Origin of the sequence: Methylophaga sp. UBA678 (assembly GCF_002299105.1) — a bacterium.
Lineage (GTDB): Bacteria > Pseudomonadota > Gammaproteobacteria > Nitrosococcales > Methylophagaceae > Methylophaga > Methylophaga marina.
This window is the reverse complement of record NZ_DBNG01000027.1, coordinates 89,797-111,224: the sequence shown is the minus strand read 5'-3', so window position 1 is coordinate 111,224 and position 21,428 is coordinate 89,797. Positions and strand designations below refer to the sequence as shown.

Sequence of the window (21,428 nt, the reverse complement as noted above, 5' to 3'; positions counted from 1 at the left end):
AATTTGAGGTAGACATGGCACTGACTAAGGCCGATATGACAGAACAGTTGTACGATGAGTTAGGTTTCAACAAACGTGAAGCAAAAGAATTAGTTGAAATGTTTTTTGAAGAAATTCGTACGGCATTAGAAAAAGGTGAACAAGTAAAGTTATCTGGGTTCGGTAATTTTGAATTAAGAGATAAAAGTGAAAGACCAGGTCGTAACCCAAAAACTGGTGAAGAAATCCCAATAACAGCCCGTCGCGTGGTCACGTTCAGACCCGGACAAAAACTGAAGGCAAGGGTGGACAATTATGCTGGAAGCAAGTAACAACAACGAACTCCCTGTAATACCGGCGAAACGCTATTTTACGATTGGTGAAGTCAGTGAGTTGTGTGGTGTAAAACCTCACGTTCTTCGGTACTGGGAACAAGAATTTTCACAACTTAAACCGGTTAAACGTCGAGGTAATCGTCGTTATTACCAGCGTCATGATGTTGTGTTGATTCGTGAGATTCGTGGCTTGTTATATGAGCAAGGCTTCACCATCGGTGGTGCCAGACAGCAACTGGGAACCGATGCAAAAGCGAGTGCTTCTGCTGATAATCAAACTGATCAAAAACAGCTCGTAAAAGAGTTGCTGAAAGAACTTGAAGATTTAAGAACGTTTTTAAACTAATTTCTCGTTCATTCTTTTCAAATAAAAAAGCCCGTACAAAGTTCTTGTGCGGGCTTTTTTTTATTTAACTGAATGATTTTTGGCTAGTCGGTATTGTGGGTATTTAACTTGTTAATAGCATGACAGGAATAATGTATGGTTAATTTCATATCTACCTATGTAATGTAGTCCTTATGGTGTGCAATTATTCTGACTAAAAAACTGTTGTTGCACAGGTTTTCCGAGAGGAAGACCAGCTAAATAGGCCTGTTGAATTTGTTGCCAGTAATAACGATACGAAGCTTTGTCATACAGTTTTCCGTTCAGCTGAATAGGTGCCCAGTTATATTGTTGTGCTGATAGTAAAACCTCACTGGCTAGTTGGAGCTGGTCTGGGTTGGGAGACATCGCATCTATAATGGCTTTAATTTGAACAGGATGCACACTCCACATCCTCAGAAAGCCGAACTGAGTACGCGCTCGATGGGCATCGTCATAGGTTTGTTGATAATCTTTAATGGCTAAGCTGACGTTGTGTGAAGCAACACAACCAGAACTTATCGCAGCTCTGACAATGTCTGTTTTTGCTCGAGCGATTAACGCATGTTCAAATTGAAGTGGGCTCCGCATCGCTTCATCCGTTATCACTCCCTGATGAGCACTGATATAGTCCATAATGCCAAAATCGAGCACTTCAACAGGCTCCATCATGGCAATCTTATTTACTTCACCTAAAGCGCCATGCGTTTCAATTAAGACATGTATTGGCAGCGATGGCTGGAGGCTATATTTCTGTGAGGCTAGCTGGATGTATTCAAGCATCATCTCAACTTGAGTCGCATCCTGCGCCTTGGGAAGGGTTATGTAACGAATGAGATCTCTTGCCCCAGATAATAAAATATCGACTTCCTGTTTCCAGACAGGCTCATTGAACCCATGGATACGCACACCTGCCATTTTATGGATGTTATATTCGCTATTGAGAAGCTCAACAATCATATTGGCGTGGGAAATTTCTGTCCCGGTTGCTGCACCATCTTCGCAATCACAAGTTATGTCGAAAACAGGGCCATACTCAGCTTGAATCGCAAAGGCTTTGAGTAGTGTGTGACGGTTCCCTGCAAAGTGTTCACATACCGGTATCAGTGGAAGTGGTGGCTCTTCATTCACAAGCGCATCATTGGGATGAATCAAGGTACTCATTTATATATCTATCCTAGATAGGCTCTTTCTATCGGGCCAGTTATCATAAAGTGTCTGATTGTCAGAAGTATAATATATCGATTAAGTCTGGTTTTTAGTTTAAAAAGATGCGATTATTCACGGTTTTGGTTGCCGTATTTTCGTTTTGAAAATGATCCCACAGGTCTTTTTGATATGACGAGTAAATACGGTATGGTCTGAATTGAGTAAACAGTGTTTTGTCTTAACGCAAAATTTTTGTTGATCAATTCCTGTATTTCGGCACATGATTAACACATGACAGAAACAGAACTACAATATTCTGAACAAATACGGAAAGTGTTCTTTGTATCAGACCGCACCGGACTTACTGCCGAATCTTATGGAAAGTGCTTGTTGGCTCAATTTCCAGATCTCGAGTTCGAAACCATCACACTGGCCTTTGTAGACACCCCAGAAAAAGCATTACAGGCCAGAGAGAAAATAAACGAAACCAGCTTAGAGTCTAATCTCAAACCCGTTGTTTTTAGCACTTTAGTGCATGATGATGAGCAATACATTATCGAGAGCGCCAACGCTTGTGTTATTAGTTTGTTTCACAGTTATATTGGCTCATTGGAAAGTTTCTTTGGTGTTGAGTCATCTCACAAACAAGGTGTCTCGCGAATTGCATTTAGTGATACCACATACCAGCGCAGATTAGACGCCATTGACTTCGCTCTGACGCATGATGATGGTGTCAGACCCGATCATTATAATGATGCCGATGTGATTCTTGCTGGTGTGTCACGTTGTGGTAAGACCCCTACAAGTCTTTATCTGGCAATGAACTTTTCACTCAAAGTGGCGAACTATCCTTTGACGCCAGAAGACTTGTCTTCAGATGAATTACCTCAGTGTTTATTGGATAATATTGATAAACTGGTTGGGCTAACAATTAAGCCCGTGCCATTAAGTCGTATCAGACGCCAACGCAGGCCCGGGAGTGAATACGCCTCTCTGGAAATTTGTCAGGCAGAATTGACACAAGCACAATCTATGTTCGATAAAGCGGGAATTGCCGTTTTCGAAACAACCGATACTTCAATCGAAGAAATCTCAAGCCGTGTAGTACGCGCACTGGGCTTGGGCCGGGAGCGAGTAAGAGAGTCGGTTTTAATGTTTAATAAATCTATAAAAGCAAGGTAGTTATAACTATGTCGGAATATGTTATCTCTCTGGATAAGCTATGCATGGAGGATGTCGGCAGAGTAGGTGGTAAAAACGCCTCATTAGGTGAAATGCTGCAAAATCTCGCCCCTCTAGGAGTCGATGTCCCAGGTGGCTTTGCCACAACAGCGGATGCTTACCGGGAGTTTCTTCTGCACGATGGACTCCAGAGTAAAATCAATGAACGCTTGCGTGAGCTGGATGTCGATGACGTCACTGCTTTGCAAAAAACAGGTCAGGAAATCCGTGATTGGATTATGACTATTCCTTATCCAGAAGCGATGGAAAAAGCGATAGACGAAGCTTATGCCGCGCTGGAAAAAGAATACGGTCCTGAAGCAAGCTTTGCTGTGCGTTCATCAGCAACGGCAGAAGATTTACCTGATGCTTCTTTCGCGGGGCAACAAGAAACATTTCTTAACGTTTCTGGCTTAGCAAACATCAAAAAAGCGATTCGTGAAGTGTTTGCATCATTATTTAATGATCGTGCTATTGCGTATCGTGACCACCAAGGCTTTGATCATAGTGAAGTCGCTTTATCTGCTGGCATCCAAAAAATGGTGCGTTCTGATATTGCAAGTGCCGGTGTTGCGTTTTCTCTTGATACAGAAAGTGGCTTCCGTGATGTTGTCTTCGTTACTGGTAGTTATGGCCTGGGCGAAATGGTGGTGCAAGGTGCTGTCAACCCTGACGAGTTCTATGTTCATAAAAATACTCTAGAAGCCGGTCGTCCATCAGTTTTACGCCGTACAGTCGGTCATAAAGCTATTAAAATGATTTACTCTGGGGATGCTTCATCTCCGGTGAAAACGGTGGATGTTGATGCAGAAGAACGCTTACATTTCTGCTTAACTGACAAAGAAGTTGAGTCTTTAGCGAAAATGGTTGTCACCATTGAGAAACATTATAAGCGTCCTATGGATGTGGAATGGGCTAAAGATGGTAATGATGGCCGAATTTACATTGTTCAGGCACGTCCTGAAACAGTGCAAAGTCGTACCAAGAAAAACGTTCGTGAAACATTCGTTCTGAAACAAGAAGGTGAATTACTTTCTGTTGGCCGCGCTATTGGCAGCAAAATTGGTCAAGGCAAAGTGCGTTTACTAAACAGTCTCGATCAAATGAATAAATTCCAAGAAGGTGACGTTCTGTTAACAGACATGACAGATCCAGATTGGGAACCTATCATGAAACGTGCTTCTGCGATTATCACTAACCGTGGTGGTCGCACATGCCACGCGGCTATCATCGCTCGCGAATTAGGTATTCCTGCTGTTGTAGGCTGTGGCGATGCGACTGAAACCATTAAAGAAGGCACAGAAGTCACTGTCTCTTGTGCTGAGGGTGATGAAGGTAATATCTATGCTGGCTTGCTCGAATTCGAACATCGCGTAGAAGAACTCGATAATATGCCTGAGTTGCCAGTCAAGATTATGATGAACGTTGGTAACCCTGACCGTGCATTCAGCTTTGCACAATTACCAAACAAAGGTGTCGGTCTGGCTCGTTTGGAATTCATCATCAACAATATGATCGGTATTCATCCAAAAGCATTGATGAATGCAGATGAGATGGAAGGTGAAGTTAAACAAGCGATTAAAGAACGTACAACTGCTTATGGCGACCCAGTAGAATTTTACATCAGCCGTATTGCAGAGGGTGTCTCAACCATTGCTGCTGCATTCTATCCTGAAACTGTCATCGTACGTATGTCAGACTTCAAATCAAATGAATACGCCAATCTAATTGGCGGCACATTATTTGAGCCTGAAGAAGAAAATCCAATGATCGGTTTCCGCGGTGCGTCACGTTATTCATCAGAAGATTTTGCTGAATGCTTTAAACTTGAAATTGAAGCAATGAAGCGCGTTCGTGATGAAATGGGCTTAACTAATGTTGAATTGATGATTCCATTTGTTCGTACATTAGATGAAGCTGAGTCAGTCGTTAACTTACTAAAAGAAAACGGACTGGAGCGTGGCAAAAATGGTCTGCGTCTAATCATGATGTGTGAGTTACCTTCAAATGCTGTGATGGCAGATGAATTCCTTGAGTTCTTCGATGGTTTCTCCATCGGTTCAAATGATATGACTCAGTTAACACTGGGCTTGGATCGTGACTCAGCATTAGTGGCGGGTTCATTTGATGAACGTAATCCTGCTGTATTGAAGATGCTTGATATGGCCATTACCGCGTGTAAGAAAGCGGATAAATATGTCGGTATTTGTGGTCAAGGACCTTCAGATCATGAAGATCTTGCAGAGTGGTTATTAGAGCGTGGCATTAGCAGTATCTCTCTGAATCCGGATACTGTTGTTAGTACTTGGCAGGCTTTAGCTGAAAAGCACGTTTAAAAGTAAAAAAGCGAGTGTCCGGCCTGTTTTTTCAGGCCGGGCTTTGCTAATATAGCGACCTCGTCAATCTGGCTGTCTCAAGCAATCTATAGGTTGACACAAAAATCGTCGGGGCATGGCGCAGCCTGGTAGCGCACTTGCATGGGGTGCAAGGGGTCGAAGGTTCAAATCCTTCTGTCCCGACCAATTTCTCTTGTGAATATCATCAATATATAAACTCATAATTACGAGCCGCTTTGTCTTAAAGCATTGATAATCCGTTCTCGCTCTTCTTCTCCATAAAAGCTTGGATCATCAAATAAGTCTCTTTGTGGTTGATCGAACATCATGCTGAGTACTTGGGAGCTGGTTTGGACCATCGGTTCGAAGTGAGCATTATTTCCACTGACAAGATCAACTACACGGCGACGACGGTAAACTGTATAAGCTGCCAATATCAATAAAACTGCGCCAATATATAGTGGTAGACCTTGTGCTCCAATCAGTGTCATCAATGAGCCTGCTGCGACAGGTGCAAAGGCACATCCTAGGCCATGAAGAACCAACATATCCGATGAGCCTGAAACAATTTCGTCAGGATGCAGTTGGTCGATAAGTTGAGCCACTGACAGTGGATAGATAGAGAAAGACAGACCACCCCAGATAAAAAAGACAACAAGTAACACCGTTTGAGAGGGAATGATTGCCATGGATAAAGCGACGAGACCGGCTAATGTCACTACCCATGTAATCACTTTTGGCCTGTCATGCTTATCTGAATAACGACCAATAGGAATCTGCAAAGCGGCACCACCTAAAATGGTTAAACTCATGATGAGAGCAATACCACTGATGTCATAGCCAAGTTGTGTCGCATAGATTGGCGTCATTGCCCAGAATGCGCCCATCGCTAAACCCGATAAGGTTGAACCGGCAACAGAGAGTGGCGCAATTTTTAATAAATTTTTTAAACTGCTTTTAGGTTTTTCTGAATTGATAGTGGGTTGATTTCGTCGTGTTAATGTTAAAGGGAGTATCGCCCAGCTTATGAGAATAGAAACGATAGCAAATAATAAGAAATTATCTGGTTTCGCGATATGTAACATTTGTTGCGCGATAGTGAGTGCACCTAAGTTAACTACCATATAAAAAGCAAATACACGGCCACGTTCGTGACTGGCAGCCTGACTATTGAGCCAGCTCTCAATGACTGTCATCAGGGTGATGTAGGCAAGCCCATAGAAAAATCGCAAGATAATCCAGACCCATGCATCAATAAAAATAATGTGTATTAAAGTCGAGGACGCACATATTGATGCACAAAATGCAAATGTCCGGATATGTCCCATTCGGCGTATGAGTCTACCGCTCACCCAGGTGCCACAAATAAAGCCAATAAAATAGCTCGACATAATGAAGCCCATTGTCGCGCTAGAAAAACCTTCATCTGTACCTCTCAATGTAAGTAGGGTACTAATCAGCCCATTGCCTAACAATAAAAGGGCAACACTCCATAAAATAGATTGGATTGGTTTTAATAATGCAAAGGATTGCATATGTTCTCCTGTGTATTTCTGCACCTTATTGTGGAATGTCGTGCACCAAAAACATGCTTAATCAATGTGAATATAGTGAAGAAGCATGCAATATAGAGATAAACTGCAGGTTTAAGAGTCATCATTGCTGTTCTTTACCTCGTTGTAAGGCATTTGATGCAAATGCTGCACCGATAATCTGGTCATGATGATTGAGGTGATTGGGTACAGAGTGATTTTCACAGAAATTTCGCAGTCAGGTGATAATATCAATCTCGAACTATCCTTGTTAGCAGTTCACCACCCTTAGCCAGCTTACTCCCGATAAGCTGGCTTATTTTTTTCAAAACTTTACATTCCCACTGCAACCATTATTTTTTTATCGTGTCATAGTTTTACCTGAGACTATCGTCATGGGTGTAATTTCTACTCCTTGTTTTGAGAAGGCGGTGATGTCTACATTACCGCCTTTTTTCTTGCTTAGTAGATAACTAATCGATTTTCATTCGTTAATTCCAATGAATATTTCTTTCGTTTGTATAGTCAATAACCGTACTGACGTTCACTGACCTGTACGTCAGTAATCCTATCTGCGTAAATCTCCTTTTTTTGGAGTAGGGTGGTTCTAGTAACCACCCTTTTTTTATGCTTATCTCTGCATATAACATGACTAATGTATGATGAATTTGTGGTTTGAATTTTTAAAAGGTAATTATTTATATGCACTATCGCTATCTTGGGAATACAGATTTAAAAGTCAGCCGAATTTGTCTGGGTACGATGACTTTTGGCGAGCAAAACACCCAAGCTGAGGGACATCAGCAATTAGACTACGCTCTTGGTGAAGGGGTTAACTTTATTGATACTGCTGAGCTCTATGCCATCCCTCCCTGCGCTGAGACTTACGGTGCAACCGAAACAATAATTGGTCAGTGGCTACAAAAAAGAGCTCGTAGAGACGACATTGTCTTAGCGAGCAAAATCGCAGGACCAGGCGGTGATTGGGTTTCTCATATCAGAGGTGGTCAAACCCGCTTTGATGAGAAAACCATAGAAACAGCATTGAATAACAGTCTTAAACGTTTAAAAACGGACTATATTGATTTATACCAATTACACTGGCCGGAGCGTAATACAAACTACTTCGGTCGATTAGGATACGAACAGCCTGAGAATGAGCAAGGTTTGACACCGATCATTGAGACTTTACAAGCATTGGAGAAACAAGTTCAGGCAGGAAAAATTCGCCATATTGGTTTATCTAATGAAACACCATGGGGAATAATGCAATTTATCACTGTGGCTAAATCGATGAATCTGCCATTAGTTGTGAGTGTGCAAAACCCTTATAGTTTATTGAACAGAACCTATGAAGTCGGGTGTGCAGAGATTAGTCATCGGGAGAATGTTGGTCTGCTTGCCTATTCTCCATTGGGGTTTGGTGTTTTGACAGGAAAATACCTCAATGCACAACCTACTGATGCTCGTTTAACTCGCTGGCCGAATTATAGTCGCTATAGTAACCCTCAGGCGGTTGAGGCAACACGTGCCTATGTGGAGCTTGCTCAGCGTTTTCAGCTTGACCCGGCCCAGATGGCATTGGCTTTTGTTAATTCACGGCCATTCCTAACAGCTAATATCATTGGCGCCACTAACATGACCCAGCTCAAAAATAATATCGCCAGTGAGCAGCTGATATTGTCAGAAGAATTATTGTCGGAAATAACGAATATTCATCAACGTATTCCTAATCCAGCTCCATAGTAATAATTTTTATTTGTAAAAATTAAATATAAATGAAATGGGGACGACAACAATAAGAGTGGTCTTATTTTAGTCGCTGACTAAGCATGACATAAAAAATGGCATCAATGAGCAATAATATAAGAGGAGGAAAGGCAATATGACTTTTTTTGGCTGCAAGCTTGTAATTGTTGATGGGCTTTCCTCTTTCAATCCTTCAGCGACGGTGTTATTGGTTAATCACTCACATGTTGCGTGAGTCATGACGCTATCAAAAACGGGTATTTCACGGTTTGTATGGGTGGGAAGTGTGGTATTTCTCACCGTTTTAACTATAAGTTTTGTGGCCGTATTCAACCTATTAGTGGATAAAGTCACGCAGAACCAGCTTGAGCCGCTCATAAAACAGATATCAATACAGTCTAAAAATATGAGTGTTGGTGATCTTACTGAACAGACGGAAGCACTGTCTTGGTTAGATGCGGTGCCTTATATTAAACAGGCCGTGGTCTTTGGTAAAAATGCGGAGACGCTTTTTTATTATAAAAAACCGAATCAAGAGGTCACGCATAATTATGCCAATCAATGGCGGCAAACGTTCACTAAGAAAAATCATTATTCAGATTCAGAGGTTCTCCATACGCTACAGCCAATTAATGGAACCCATGAAAATGTCGAGAGTATTTATTTAGAGGTTGATAAACGTCTACTGCAAAAGCCTTTTCACTCAATCTGGCTTGGCGGATATGCTGGACTCGTGATTTTTTTTCTAGCTATCCTCGCTACAGTTTGGTTTTTTATGCGTCGATATGTTCTTCCAGTAAGACGGTTTGTCGACGCTGTATTGGAAACAAAACAGGCTCAGCGATTAGGATGTGAACAAAGTTTACAAGATATAGAGCGCACAATTGTCGATTTACAATCTGATAATCAGAACTGGGTTAAGCACAGCAAACAGTTGGATCTAAAGCTAAAGCAGCAAACAGATGAAACGTTAGAAATAACGAATCGTTTGACAGCACAATATGAGAACGAAAAAAACACGAAATTAGCACTTATTAACCTCAGTGGTCGTGGGTTAAAGGCTTTAGTTCATAAAATGATTAATGATGTCGAATTTCTGAAAGTTCACATCACTGAATCACAAGTACATGAAAAGGCCAGTCAGCTGAATGATTCAGTTCATGAGTTATTAGATGTTATTGAACGATTACAAATATATTCAAAACTAAATGACAACCAACTGCCAGTCGAGCTGCAACAGACGGATTTATATCGACTGCTTCATTCAGTACTGGAGAGTAATCAAGCCAAGGCTAGTCAAAATGAACATACACTGACATTAAGCTTCCAGTGTGATGTCAGAGAAGCCATATTGGATCCTTATAAGCTAAGACAAATCCTCAATAACTTAATCGATAATGCCATCCGGTTCTCCTCGCCAGGGAATATTGAGTTAAGCCTTGTTGAGAGCACTAACGAGACAAAACCTTTTCTGACATTTTCAGTCAGCGACCCTGGACCAATTATAGATACGGTCGAACAACAACGTATTTTTGAACCTTTTCAACAAGCTTCGAACAATGAACAAGCCATGACAGTAGGCTTAGGACTGGGCTTAGCGATCTCAAGCCAATTGATCAGCTTGATGTTGGGTGATTACGGCCTAGAGGCGACTAAAAAAGGTAATCGTTTTTGGTTCACCCTGCCTATTGAAGTCATTTCTCGGTCAACGGTGTTACCAGAAGAAAAACCATCTTCGCTAAAAACATCTGCCGAAAAGGCACTCAAAACAATACTTGTCGTAGAAGATAATGAAGTCAATCAATCCGTTGCTTTGAACATGCTAGAAAAACTTGATTGTAAAGTGGATTTAGCGAGCGGTGGCAAAGAAGCATTAGATGCATGTCGTGTGTCTGAATACGACATGATTTTAATGGATTATCACATGCCGATGATGAGCGGTATCGAAGTGACTCAACAAATCAGAGAGGGGTTGAAGCTGACAGTCCCCATTATTGCGTTAACTGCGGATGATGATGAACAAGTTAAATCTGACTTCTATGCTGCTGGGGCAAACGATATTCTGATTAAACCAGTCAATTTCAATAAGCTGGTGGATTTATTGACTAGATTCTTAGGAGATACCAAAGAAAAGTTGCCAGAATCCACTACTTTTGATCATGCCAAGGGCTCAACCCCTATACTTAATATGCGTGTTGTGGATGATATTCGCGCTATGGCAGGGGAAAGTGGCCAACAGATGGTTGAGCAAATCTTTCAGGTCTATATGGAGCATACTCCAAGCCTCATCCATGCAATCAAACAGGCCTATAAAAATCAAAACGCAGAGCAATTATTTAAATCAGCACATGCCTTGAAATCCAGTTCACTCAATATTGGCGCTTCGGCTGTTGCCGAGTTAGCAAAACAAATAGAAATGTTGGCAAGACAAAATAATCTTGACCAGATTGGGGGATATATAGATAAACTAGATACGCATTATGTTGAATTGACTTCTTTCTTAGATGAACAGTGGCGGGGGATTTGATGGCAAATACCATCAAAAAGCAAGTAGTCTTGATCGTGGATGATGATCCCGTCACACGTATGCTCATGACTCAGTCATTGACCTCGAGTGAGTTACAGATCGTCGAAGCTGCATCGGGTGAAGAAGCGATCATTCAATTTACGACGCATAAACCAGATATCACATTACTTGATGTATCGATGCCCGGCATGAATGGTTTTGAGTGCTGTGCACAACTGCGTGCTCTGCCGAAAGGTGCTGAGTGTGCCATTGTGATGGTGACAGCACTGGATGATGTTGAAGATATTGAACAGGCTTTTGAATCTGGCGCCACCGACTTTATCACCAAACCATTGAAGTGGCCGCTCTTTAAACATCGGGTTCGTTATATTCTTAAGGCGAACAAAACGCTTCAAGAGCTGAGCCTGAATAAAAATAAATTGGCTAAGGCCCAGTCAATCGCCAATCTGGTGTATTGGGAGTGGGATTTTGAGTCCGAGTTTCTCGAATGCTCATCAGATATGTTCGACATGTTGGGTTTTTCAAAAGAAACCAATCTGACAGTTCGAACCGCGCTAAAAAAAGTGCATCCAGATGACAGGCCACGTTTGATGATGGCGCTCAAACAAGCCGTTTACGAAAAGCAGTCATATGATATTGAATACCGAATTATTCGTAACGATGGTAGCGTGTTATTTGTGAATGAGCGGACCGATATTAGTTTCGAATATGGTCAATGGCGAATGGTAGGTACCTTGCATGACATTACCTCAAGAAAACAGTCAGAGCAGGAGATTACTTATTATGCTTACTACGACACGCTGACAGATTTACCTAATCGACGTCTTTTCATTGAGCAGTTAGAAACGGCCATTGCCAGTGCAAAACGCCATCAGAATAAATTTGCTCTGATGTTTCTTGATTTAGATCGTTTCAAATATATCAATGACACCTATGGTCATCACATTGGGGATGAGGTGCTCTGTCAGTCTGCCGTCAGAATTCGAGAGTGTGTCAGAGACTCAGATGTCGTCGCTAAAGCAAATTATGATGCTGATAATCGTGTTGCTCGCTTGGCCGGTGATGAATTTACTGTCTTATTGGATGATGTAGGCCGGGTCGAGCAGGTTGCTGAAATTGCTCAGCGTTTAATTCAAGCGTTTTCTGAGCCTTTCCTGATTAGTGATAAGTTTTTACATATCTCAATTAGTATGGGCATTACCTTGTTTCCTGATGATGGTCACAATGTTCAGACCTTATTACAACATGCCGATGTGGCTATGTATCATGCTAAAGAAAAGGGAAGAAATAATTATCAGTTCTTTTCTGAAAGTATGAACAACTATCTTAAATTACGTTTAGAGATGGAGAATGATCTCAGAATAGCGTTGGCTGAACAGCAGTTTGAGGTGTTTTATCAGCCGCAATATGATGCTCAGAGCATCACTATTGTGGGGGTTGAAGCATTACTTCGTTGGCGTCACCCTACAAAGGGTTTATTAACACCGGATGTATTTATTGAAGTGGCCGAGAGTACTGGACTCATTTTATCAATTGGGAACTGGGTCTTGATGCAAGCCTGCCTTCAAGTGAGGGAGTGGCAGAAAACATCAGGCTGTGCCTACCGTATTGCTGTGAACTTATCGGCGTCTCAGTTCACACAATCTTATCTGTTAGATACGATAAAAAATACTTTGGATGTCACTGATCTACCACCAGAAACGCTTGAGCTTGAAATTACGGAAACAGCCATGTTGAAAGATACTGCTGAGACTATTCCACTTTTGTTTTCGTTAAAAAAGTTGGGCGTGCGGCTCGCAATTGATGATTTTGGTACAGGCTATTCTTCTCTGAGTTATTTGAAGAACTTTCCTATTGATACTTTAAAAATCGATCGTTCTTTTGTAGAGGAAATTGTCTCAAATACAAAAGACTGTGCCATAGCACAAACAATTGTACAGTTAGCGGATAATTTGCAACTGTGTACGATCGCTGAAGGTGTTGAAACCAGTGAGCAAGCGGAAGTCTTAAGGAAGTTAGGCTGTGCAGAATTTCAGGGATTCTTTTTCAGTCATCCAATGCCTGCACAGCAATTACGCTTATTATTGGACCACTAAGTCTTATTTTTTTCGTCTAAAAAAGCGGCATGATTATCGAGTAGAGCATCATGTCGATCTAACAGACCAATATCTAGCACAGGTGAGGCATCGATGTGCTGAGCATCCATCATCTGGGCTACCCGTTTCAGAGCAGAAATGATCATGGTTTGTTCCCACTCTTGGAGATCGCCAAACTGTCGTGTAAATTGCTCTTGGAGAGGAATCGGTGCGTTCTTCAGAATTTCCAATGCTTTATCAGTCAGATGAACATGTACTTTGCGCTTATCTGATTCTGAACGCATTCGATAAACCAGTTCACGCTTCTCCAGACGATCAACAATTGTCGTGACCGTTGCCTGACTAAGACTCATCTCACTGGCCAGTTCGCCAATGGTTATCTGACCTTTATCTCTGAGGCTTTGCAGAAGCAGAATTTGTGGTGCAGTTAAGCTGGTGGTTTTTGCCAGATATTTAGAGTGCAAATCAGTTGCACGAATAACTCGCCTTAAAGCGATTAAAACTTCTTCAATTTGGTTCAACAGGTGATCCTTCTGCTTATCAGTCAGATCAAGATTATAAACTGCATCTAAATTTAAACCGATAGTTTTACTCATAATTTTCCAATTGGTTAAAACAACGCTCAAAGTCGGCCAATATAATTAGCTGTTGTTTATGTTTTACGGTTGCATATATAGGGCTCAATGCATTTTTCTGTTCAACATGAACCATATTTTGCAAATCCAGCAAGGTAATCCTTATTACCTCATCAACGCTTATCCCGACTAAGCCATTATCTGACTCAAGAATAATGATGTGGCGCGCATCATATGAATCAGCAATACCAAGCAGTTTTCTGCTGCAGACAATAGTGACAATCTCACCTCTTATATTGAGTACCCCGTCTACATATGACGGCGAGCCCGGTACAGGGACGGGGGTGATATAGTCATGAACTTCCCTCACCTTATCTACCGCATGAGCGTAAGTTTCATCTTCTATGGCGAAGCAGAGCCATTGTTTGTTGTCTTGTAACTGTAATGTCATCTATTGAATATACGTTGATAATCTCGGGCTGGACAATATATTTATTTAGTGTACTATATATATCAAATCATTAACAGCCTGACTTACTTTATTTAAATTGCTGTTTAATAAGAAACATGCAGTTTTATTAGATAAATTTCAGGTTTATTGTGACTTAAAAATAATAGAGATATAAATAATAGAGCTATTTATAAATGACAAATAACAACGATGAGAATGTTTCCATTACCCTCCGAGAACCTACAGCAGAAGACGGTTCTTCTGTCTTCGAATTAATTGCTGCCTGTCCTCCTCTGGACACCAATTCTATGTATTGCAATCTGCTGCAGAGCAGTCATTTTTCCCAAACATCTGTAGCGGCTGAAATGAATGAAACACTGGTCGGTTTTATTTCTGGTTATGTTTTACCTAAGAAACCTGACACTTTGTTTATATGGCAAGTCGCTGTGGGCGAGAAAGCAAGAGGACAAGGGCTTGCAAGCCGAATGCTTCGTCACATACTGAGCCGTGAGCAATGTAAGAATGTGAAATTTATCGAAACCACTATTACACCGGATAATCGTGCATCGTGGGCATTATTTGAAAGTTTGGCCAATAAGCTTGATGCGGAGCTAAACCGCTCAGTGATGTTTGATCGCCAACAACATTTTGCAGGTCAACATGAGACAGAAATGTTGGTCAGAGTCGGTCCATTCGAGCTATAGCAGAATAGATACAGATATCAGGATACGAAAAAAATATTACTAGGAGAAAAATAACCTATGAAAATCTTTGATGAAATTGAATCAGAAGTACGTTCTTATGCCCGCTCTTTCCCTCGCATGTTCAACCGTGCAAAAGACGAGTTTATTTATGATGAAGAAGGCAATGCCTATCTAGACTTCTTAGCCGGTGCAGGTTCACTTAACTACGGTCACAATAACGATCTATTCAAAGAAAAATTGCTTGAGTACATCAACAACGATGGCATCACTCAAGGTCTTGATCTTCACACTCGTGCCAAAGGTGAGTTTCTAGAGAGTTTCAACAACAATATTCTTAAGCCACGTGACCTTGACTATATTGTTATGTTCACAGGTCCAACGGGTACCAATGCTGTAGAAGCTGCGTTAAAAACAGCTCGTAAATATACAGGGCGGGAAAATGTCATTTCTTTTACTAATGGTTGGCATGGTCAAACATTGGGTTCTTTAGCTATCACAGGTAATGGACATCATCGTGGTGGTGCAGGCGTGAGCCTCAGTGGTGCCACTCGTATGCCATATGATGGTTATATGGGGGATGATGTTGATACAACTAACTACTTAGACAAAGTTCTCTCTGATTCAAGTAGTGGTGTAGATAAACCTGCTGCTGTCATAGTAGAAACTGTGCAGGGTGAGGGTGGTATCAATGCGTGTTCAATGACTTGGTTAAAGAGTCTTTCTGAAGTATGTAAGAAGCATGACGTACTTCTAATTATTGATGACATCCAAGCCGGTTGTGGTAGAACAGGCACATTCTTCAGCTTTGAGGAAGCGGGTATCTACCCTGATATCGTGACTGTCTCTAAATCACTCAGTGGCTATGGTTTACCTTTCGCTATTGTGTTGATGAAGCCTGAGTTAGATCAATGGAAACCAGGTGAGCACAACGGTACATTCCGTGGTAATAACCCTGCTTTCATTACAGCTAAAGCGGCACTGGATAACTATTGGAAAGACGATACTTTCGCTAAAGAAGTACAAGCGAAAGGTGATTATATCGCTGAGCGTGTCGATAAGATTGTTGAGTTGTATGGTGAAGGTAACTTCAATTCACATGGTCGTGGCATGTTCCGTGGTATTAATTGTGTGAGCGGTGAAATTGCTGGAAAAATCACCCACAACGCCTTCCAGAAAGGTCTGATCATCGAAACAAGTGGTACTGATGATCATGTGGTCAAATTTTTATGTCCGCTCACGATCACACAAGAAAACTTAGAGAAGGGTATTGATATCCTTGAGCAATCGATCAAAGAAGTATGTGCCAAGGCTGACAATATTCCAGAAGAAAAAGATTATTTCGAAGGTGATTATTCAGTGAGTGAAGAAGTCGAGAAAATGACTCGTCAATCATAAGCTTATGAACATAAAACGGGTGACCAGACACCCGTTTTACTTCCGAATATTAATCAACCAGAGGATATGAAATGCTTGTTAGACAACTTCAAGAAGCAGAAAAAACGGATCGTAAAATCGTTGATCCTAATGGCAACTGGGACAGTACTCGTTTGCTGTTAAAAGATGACAATATGGGATTTTCTTTCCATATCACCACTATCTACGAAGGTGCAGATTTCAGAATGCATTATCAAAATCATTTGGAGTCTGTGTATTGCATCAGTGGTGAAGGTGAGGTTGAAACACTCGATGATGGCAAAAAATACGCTATCACGCCAGGTACTCTATATAACCTCGACAAACACGACAAACACATGCTTCGTGCATTTAAAGAAATGAAGTTGGCATGCGTGTTTAATCCACCGCTTCATGGCACAGAAGTTCATAACAAAGATGGTGCTTACGAATTAGATGCAGAAACCATCAGTGACTGAATTGAGCCAGGCATCGGTTTCTAATAGCCGATGCCTATCTCTGGCGAATAAGCCAACCGACTTACATAACTGCCGCCTTGGCAGTAAACAATATCCAATCCCAGAAGGATGAAATAGAGAGATTACAATGAGTTTTCATACGGTAGAAAAAATCGGCGGCACTTCTATGAGCGACTACGTTGCTGTGCGCGATAACATTATTCTGAAACCGGTTCATAACGACTCGCTCTACAATCGTATATTTGTTGTTTCAGCATACGGCGGTATTACCGATCTGCTACTGGAACATAAAAAGACCGGACAACCAGGTGTGTTCGGCTTGTTTGCAAACGGACTACATGATGATAGCTGGAAACAAGCTCTCGAAGATCTGAAGCAAAAAATCTTTGCTATCAATGAAACGTTTTACAAAAAACCAGACAATCTTGAGCGTGCTAATCAGTTCATTGGTGAACGTTTAGATGATGCTGAACGTTGCTTAGCCGATTTGCAAAGACTCTGTCAGCATGGGCACTTTGAGCTGGATATGCATCTTGAAACAGTGCGTGAAATGCTGGCCAGTATTGGTGAAGCACACAGTGCATGGAATATGACCCAGCTACTACAACGTGATGGCATTGATGCCATTTTTGTTGATTTAACTGGTTGGCAAACAGACAAACATTTACCACTGGACGAACGTATTAAAGTCGCCTTTCAAGATATTGACTTGAAAAAACAACTACCTATAGTCACAGGTTACGCCCACAGTGATGATGGTCTGATGTCAACGTTTGACCGTGGTTATAGTGAAATGAGCTTCAGTCGTATTGCAGTGCTGACTGAAGCAAACGAAGCGATCATTCATAAAGAATTTCATCTCAGCAGTGCAGACCCGAGACTGGTGGGTGAAGACAATGCCGTACCTATCGGCAGAACGAATTATGATGTCGCAGACCAATTAGCTAATTTAGGTATGGAAGCTATTCATCCTAAAGCAGCCAAAGGCTTGCGTAGAAACGAAATTGCTCTTCGAGTTCGTAACACGTTTGAACCTGAGCATGCGGGTACATTAATCACCGGCGATTATGTCAGTGCCACCCCATGTGTCGAAATCATTGCTGGCTGTAAAGGCGTGTATGCGTTTGAGTTATTCGACCAGGATATGGCGGGCAATATTGATGTGTATGATCGTGAGATATTAGCAACTATCCATCGCTTTAATGCACATATCATCTCTAAAGATATCAACGCCAATACGATCACGCATTATTTATCAGCAAATTTGAAGACGATTAAACGTATTCGAAATGCACTGCAAGAGCGGTTTGAGGATGCTGAAATCAATCAGCAACAAGTGGCTATTGTTTCTGCGATCGGCAGTGATATGAAAATTCCTGGTATTCTGGCAAAAACAGTTGGGGCACTGGCCAAAGAAAATATCAGTGTTTTAGCGATGCATCAATCCATGCGTCAGGTTGATATGCAGTTCATTATCAACGAAGATGATTATGACGATGCGATTAAGAGCCTGCACAGTGTGCTGGTAGAGATTCATGACCATGGTAGAGCCATATGCCTCGCTTCATAACGATAAGCTTATTTCTTGTCTTACTTATACCTGCTCAGCTGTTTGCCGCTGAGCAGGCACCTACAGAACAACAGATGCGTGAATCTGTTGATGCTCTTAATGAGCCTTTATATACCCCATTTATTGAGCGTTATGTGCTCGATGAGTTGAAGCAGCTTCGTACCGATATGGCAGCACAACGTGCTGAAATGATACAGATGACAGTGGATAAAGAACTGTCAGCCGCGGATAGAGCTGTCGGATATGCTACTGATACTGTCACTTATTTTTTCTATCTTATTGCTGCAGCTTCATCCGTACTGGTATTAGTGGGGTGGTCATCGATTCGTGAAATTAAAGAGCGGGTGCATACGCTGGCTGATCAGGAAATTAATAGCTTAATCAATGAGTATGAAAAACGACTTCATGCCATCGAGCAGCAACTCAGCAAAGAAACCCAGCAAATTGAAGAGAACCGCGAGAAAATTGAGCACACTCAAGAAGTTCAATCCTTGTGGTTACGCGCAGGGCAGGAAACCAGTCCAAGCAACAAAATCGCCGTTTATGATCAAATCATGGCAATAAGGCCGTACGATGTAGAAGCTTTAACCTATAAAGCAGATGCAGTGCTCGAGCTGGACGAGCCACAATGGGCTGCCAATCTGTGTCATCAAGCTCTGGAGTCTGATCCGGAAAACGGTCATGCCTTTTATCAACTGGCGTGTGCCAACACCGCATTGAATCAGTTTGATGAAGCCATTCGTTATCTTAAGCAAGCGATTCAGTGTAGCGATACTTATCGCGAACAATGTAAAGACGATCCTGCACTTGAGCCGCTGCAGAACCACCCTGAACTGGAAAATTTACTGAAAGTCACAGTTGAAAGCTAAGCCTCCTTGCGCGGTGGTTTTTGCAAAAGGAGAATGCCATGATTTGGAGCTTTTTAGGATTTCTTGCCATTTTTGTTGCTATTGGCGTAAGTTCTGTTTTTTTCAGCCGTGGCACTAAAAAAGATTATTATCTTGCCAGTAGTGATATTCCCCCCAGCCTTGTCGGCTTATCTGCTGTTGCAACCAATAACAGTGGCTATATGTTCATTGGTGTTATTGGTTACACATATGCAACAGGATTGGCGTCTATTTGGATAATGATTGGCTGGATATTGGGTGATTTAATTGCGTCCACGTTTGTCCATTCACGTTTGCGTCGTGCTACAAGTGACAGTGCTGAACCAAGTTATGCTGGTGTGTTAAGTAACTGGTATGGGCAAAATGATATCGTGCTACAAAGGTTAATCGCCTTAATTTCTCTTGTGTTATTGCTGGCTTATGCGGGCGCTCAATTGGTTGCAGGTAGCAAAGCGCTACATGTTTTATTCGGTTGGCCGTCATACACCGGTGCGATTATTGGTGCCATTATGGTGACCTTATATTGCTTTGCTGGCGGTATACGAGCCTCTATTTGGACGGATGCTGCGCAATCCGTCGTCATGATTGTGGCGATGACTCTGATGCTAATCGTCGCCGTATCCTCATTAGGAGGCACATCAGCGGCAATTGAACAAATGGATCAAGTGGACGGCTTTCTCAATTTATTCCCTCAAGATTTAGTGATTCCTGGATTAACTGGTGGTGTCTTATTTGCGCTAAGCTGGATGTTTGCGGGGTTCTCAGTTATCGGACAGCCACATGTCATGATTCGGTTTATGGCATTAAGTCATGATAATAAAATGCTGCGTGCACGCCTTTGGTATTACCTGTGGTTTACAGCATTTTATTGCCTGGCGACTGGCGTAGGGATGCTGTCTCGTGTTTACCTCGGTGATGTGGCATCGTTTGATGCTGAACTGGCGCTACCCACTATGGCAATGGAGTTATTGCCACCAGTTTTGGTGGGGTTGGTGTTAGCGGGTGTATTTGCCGCCACCATGTCAACGGCAGACTCCTTGGTCCTTAACTGTTCAGCGGCGGTCACCCACGATTTGCTGCCTCATAATATCGAAAATACCTTGATCCTTAAGCTGAGTACGATTGGGATAGTGACGGTCGCATTGTTATGGGCGCTGACCAGTTCAGAGAGTGTGTTCAGCTTAGTGATATTTGCCTGGTCTGGTTTGGCTAGCGCTTTTGCCCCATTGCTTGTCGCGTTATGTCTGGGCTTCAGGCCTAGCCAGCGCCTGAGTATCGTTGCCATGTTAATCGGTCTGATGGTGGCATTGTCCTGGCGTTATTTTGAACTGCATAACGCTGTCTATGAGGGACTGCCGGGTATTATGAGTGGTCTATTGGTGTTAACAATCGGCCTCATCTGGAAGAAAAAGACCGTGGGCACGGCACATAGATTAGTGGCTGACTCTGACGTAGGGTAATGCAGCTTCTATCGCTCGAGAAGCGTTTCTTTCATGCCCTTGTTAAAAGGTTTGGGACCAAACCAGATCTGATAGTAAAAGTTTGCCAGTTCAATTGAAGAGCTGTGGGAAATTTGCTGGCCATTTTTTAGCAGATATAAACCGCTCTTTGTTTTCCTGATATCGTATACGTCGCCATCTTCCACATCCTGGTAGTTGGCATTAAAGCGGGTTAACTCATCCTCAATCTTGGAATACTCAGTGCTTGTCAGATTACGCTCGAGAAGTGTTTCTGAAGCTTCAATAAAATCATCAGCTGTAATTGAGCGATGGTAATAAAAAGAAAGTTGTTTTTCACCTGCGATGTCAGGTAAAAAATTGCAATCTGGCAGGTAAAACGCAGCGTCCGCTACATCAACAAATGCCATCACTGTGATGGATGTTTCATTACATTTTTGTAATGTAGATGACGTCGTTTTGACAGTATCCTGGAAGCGAACATCGGCTAACAGCGTGGTGCAGACAGACATCGTTATCATCGCAACTAAAAATTTCAGCATTTCTCTCTCAGTGGTTAATTATTAAACACAACGGCATTACAATCTTCACAGCGTGAATTTAAGGTGAAGCCGCATGACAGCTT

At 42.0% G+C, this 21,428-nt stretch carries 18 protein-coding genes and 1 tRNA gene; 14 read left to right on the top strand and 5 right to left on the bottom strand.

All coding sequences use genetic code 11. The features are described 5' to 3' along the window. The first annotated feature begins 14 nt into the window (after positions 1-14). Together ihfA and B3014_RS13470 are read left to right on the top strand one after the other, a co-directional pair. Positions 15-311 (top strand): integration host factor subunit alpha, encoded by a 297-nt coding sequence (gene ihfA, locus B3014_RS13475; RefSeq protein WP_091711658.1) that lies wholly within the window; start codon positions 15-17, stop codon positions 309-311. Next, positions 295-660, top strand: a complete 366-nt coding sequence (locus tag B3014_RS13470) for a MerR family transcriptional regulator (RefSeq protein ID WP_286305088.1) — start codon at positions 295-297, stop codon at positions 658-660. The genes ihfA and B3014_RS13470 overlap by 17 nt, the downstream gene beginning before the upstream one ends. Positions 661-831: 171 nt before the next feature. Here B3014_RS13470 and B3014_RS13465 read toward each other — a convergent pair whose 3' ends face one another. Next, positions 832-1,842: an HpcH/HpaI aldolase/citrate lyase family protein gene (locus B3014_RS13465; RefSeq protein WP_289244983.1), complete on the bottom strand. Its 1,011-nt coding sequence runs from the start codon at positions 1,840-1,842 to the stop codon at positions 832-834. A 276-nt stretch (positions 1,843-2,118) separates the two neighbouring features. On the opposite strand from B3014_RS13465, the gene B3014_RS13460 reads away from it, so the two are divergent. From B3014_RS13460 to B3014_RS13450, 3 genes are all read left to right on the top strand, one after another. After that, entirely contained in the window at positions 2,119-3,009 is an 891-nt protein-coding gene (locus tag B3014_RS13460) for a pyruvate, water dikinase regulatory protein (RefSeq protein ID WP_286305086.1), read from the top strand. 8 nt (positions 3,010-3,017) lie between these two features. Then, positions 3,018-5,384, top strand: a complete 2,367-nt coding sequence (ppsA, locus tag B3014_RS13455) for a phosphoenolpyruvate synthase (protein WP_289244982.1) — start codon at positions 3,018-3,020, stop codon at positions 5,382-5,384. Positions 5,385-5,493: 109 nt separating this feature from the next. Next, positions 5,494-5,570 (top strand) — tRNA-Pro (locus B3014_RS13450). 38 nt (positions 5,571-5,608) lie between these two features. Here B3014_RS13450 and B3014_RS13445 read toward each other — a convergent pair. Further along, on the bottom strand, positions 5,609-6,919 hold the full coding sequence (locus tag B3014_RS13445; protein ID WP_289244981.1) for an MFS transporter: 1,311 nt from the start codon (positions 6,917-6,919) through the stop codon (positions 5,609-5,611). Between the two features lie 699 nt (positions 6,920-7,618). On the opposite strand from B3014_RS13445, the gene B3014_RS13440 reads away from it, so the two are divergent. The 3 genes from B3014_RS13440 to B3014_RS13430 all read left to right on the top strand — a co-directional run bounded on the left by B3014_RS13440 (position 7,619) and on the right by B3014_RS13430 (position 13,288). Beyond that, positions 7,619-8,662 (top strand): NADP(H)-dependent aldo-keto reductase, encoded by a 1,044-nt coding sequence (locus B3014_RS13440; protein ID WP_289244980.1) that lies wholly within the window; start codon positions 7,619-7,621, stop codon positions 8,660-8,662. 241 nt (positions 8,663-8,903) lie between these two features. After that, on the top strand, positions 8,904-11,192 hold the full coding sequence (locus B3014_RS13435; protein ID WP_289244979.1) for a response regulator: 2,289 nt from the start codon (positions 8,904-8,906) through the stop codon (positions 11,190-11,192). Continuing rightward, the gene (locus B3014_RS13430) at positions 11,192-13,288 is read left to right on the top strand and encodes a two-component system response regulator (RefSeq protein WP_289244978.1); all 2,097 of its coding nucleotides are present in this window, start codon (positions 11,192-11,194) and stop codon (positions 13,286-13,288) included. The genes B3014_RS13435 and B3014_RS13430 overlap by 1 nt, the downstream gene beginning before the upstream one ends. Here the strand turns inward: B3014_RS13430 and B3014_RS13425 are convergent. Both B3014_RS13425 and B3014_RS13420 read right to left on the bottom strand, forming a co-directional pair. Further along, positions 13,285-13,884 (bottom strand): MarR family winged helix-turn-helix transcriptional regulator, encoded by a 600-nt coding sequence (locus tag B3014_RS13425; protein ID WP_286305079.1) that lies wholly within the window; start codon positions 13,882-13,884, stop codon positions 13,285-13,287. The genes B3014_RS13430 and B3014_RS13425 overlap by 4 nt on opposite strands. Next, positions 13,877-14,314 carry a chemotaxis protein CheW gene (locus B3014_RS13420; protein ID WP_289244977.1) on the bottom strand — a complete coding sequence of 146 codons (438 nt, stop codon included), beginning with the start codon at positions 14,312-14,314 and terminating at the stop codon, positions 13,877-13,879. Before B3014_RS13420 ends, B3014_RS13425 begins: the two co-directional genes overlap by 8 nt. 194 nt (positions 14,315-14,508) lie before the next feature. Between B3014_RS13420 and ectA the strand changes: the two genes are divergently transcribed. The 6 genes from ectA (at position 14,509) to B3014_RS13390 (ending at position 20,806) form a co-directional block, all read left to right on the top strand. Beyond that, positions 14,509-15,018 carry a diaminobutyrate acetyltransferase gene (gene ectA, locus B3014_RS13415; protein WP_289244976.1) on the top strand — a complete coding sequence of 170 codons (510 nt, stop codon included), beginning with the start codon at positions 14,509-14,511 and terminating at the stop codon, positions 15,016-15,018. A 57-nt stretch (positions 15,019-15,075) separates the two neighbouring features. Next, a complete protein-coding gene (ectB, locus tag B3014_RS13410; RefSeq protein ID WP_289244975.1) occupies positions 15,076-16,413 on the top strand; it encodes a diaminobutyrate--2-oxoglutarate transaminase in 1,338 nt (445 codons plus the stop codon). Positions 16,414-16,484: 71 nt separating this feature from the next. Beyond that, a complete protein-coding gene (locus B3014_RS13405; protein WP_289244974.1) occupies positions 16,485-16,889 on the top strand; it encodes an ectoine synthase in 405 nt (134 codons plus the stop codon). A 127-nt stretch (positions 16,890-17,016) separates the two neighbouring features. Continuing rightward, the gene (locus B3014_RS13400; protein ID WP_289244973.1) at positions 17,017-18,459 is read left to right on the top strand and encodes an aspartate kinase; all 1,443 of its coding nucleotides are present in this window, start codon (positions 17,017-17,019) and stop codon (positions 18,457-18,459) included. After that, complete coding sequence (locus B3014_RS13395; RefSeq protein WP_286305074.1) at positions 18,444-19,328, top strand: TPR end-of-group domain-containing protein; 885 nt, start codon at positions 18,444-18,446, stop codon at positions 19,326-19,328. The genes B3014_RS13400 and B3014_RS13395 overlap by 16 nt, the downstream gene beginning before the upstream one ends. A gap of 38 nt (positions 19,329-19,366) precedes the next feature. Beyond that, a complete protein-coding gene (locus tag B3014_RS13390) occupies positions 19,367-20,806 on the top strand; it encodes a sodium/proline symporter (protein WP_286305073.1) in 1,440 nt (479 codons plus the stop codon). An 8-nt stretch (positions 20,807-20,814) separates the two neighbouring features. Here the strand turns inward: B3014_RS13390 and B3014_RS13385 are convergent, their stop codons facing one another. Continuing rightward, positions 20,815-21,345, bottom strand: coding sequence for a chalcone isomerase family protein (locus B3014_RS13385; protein ID WP_289244972.1), 531 nt, complete (start codon positions 21,343-21,345; stop codon positions 20,815-20,817). Positions 21,346-21,428 lie beyond the last annotated feature (83 nt).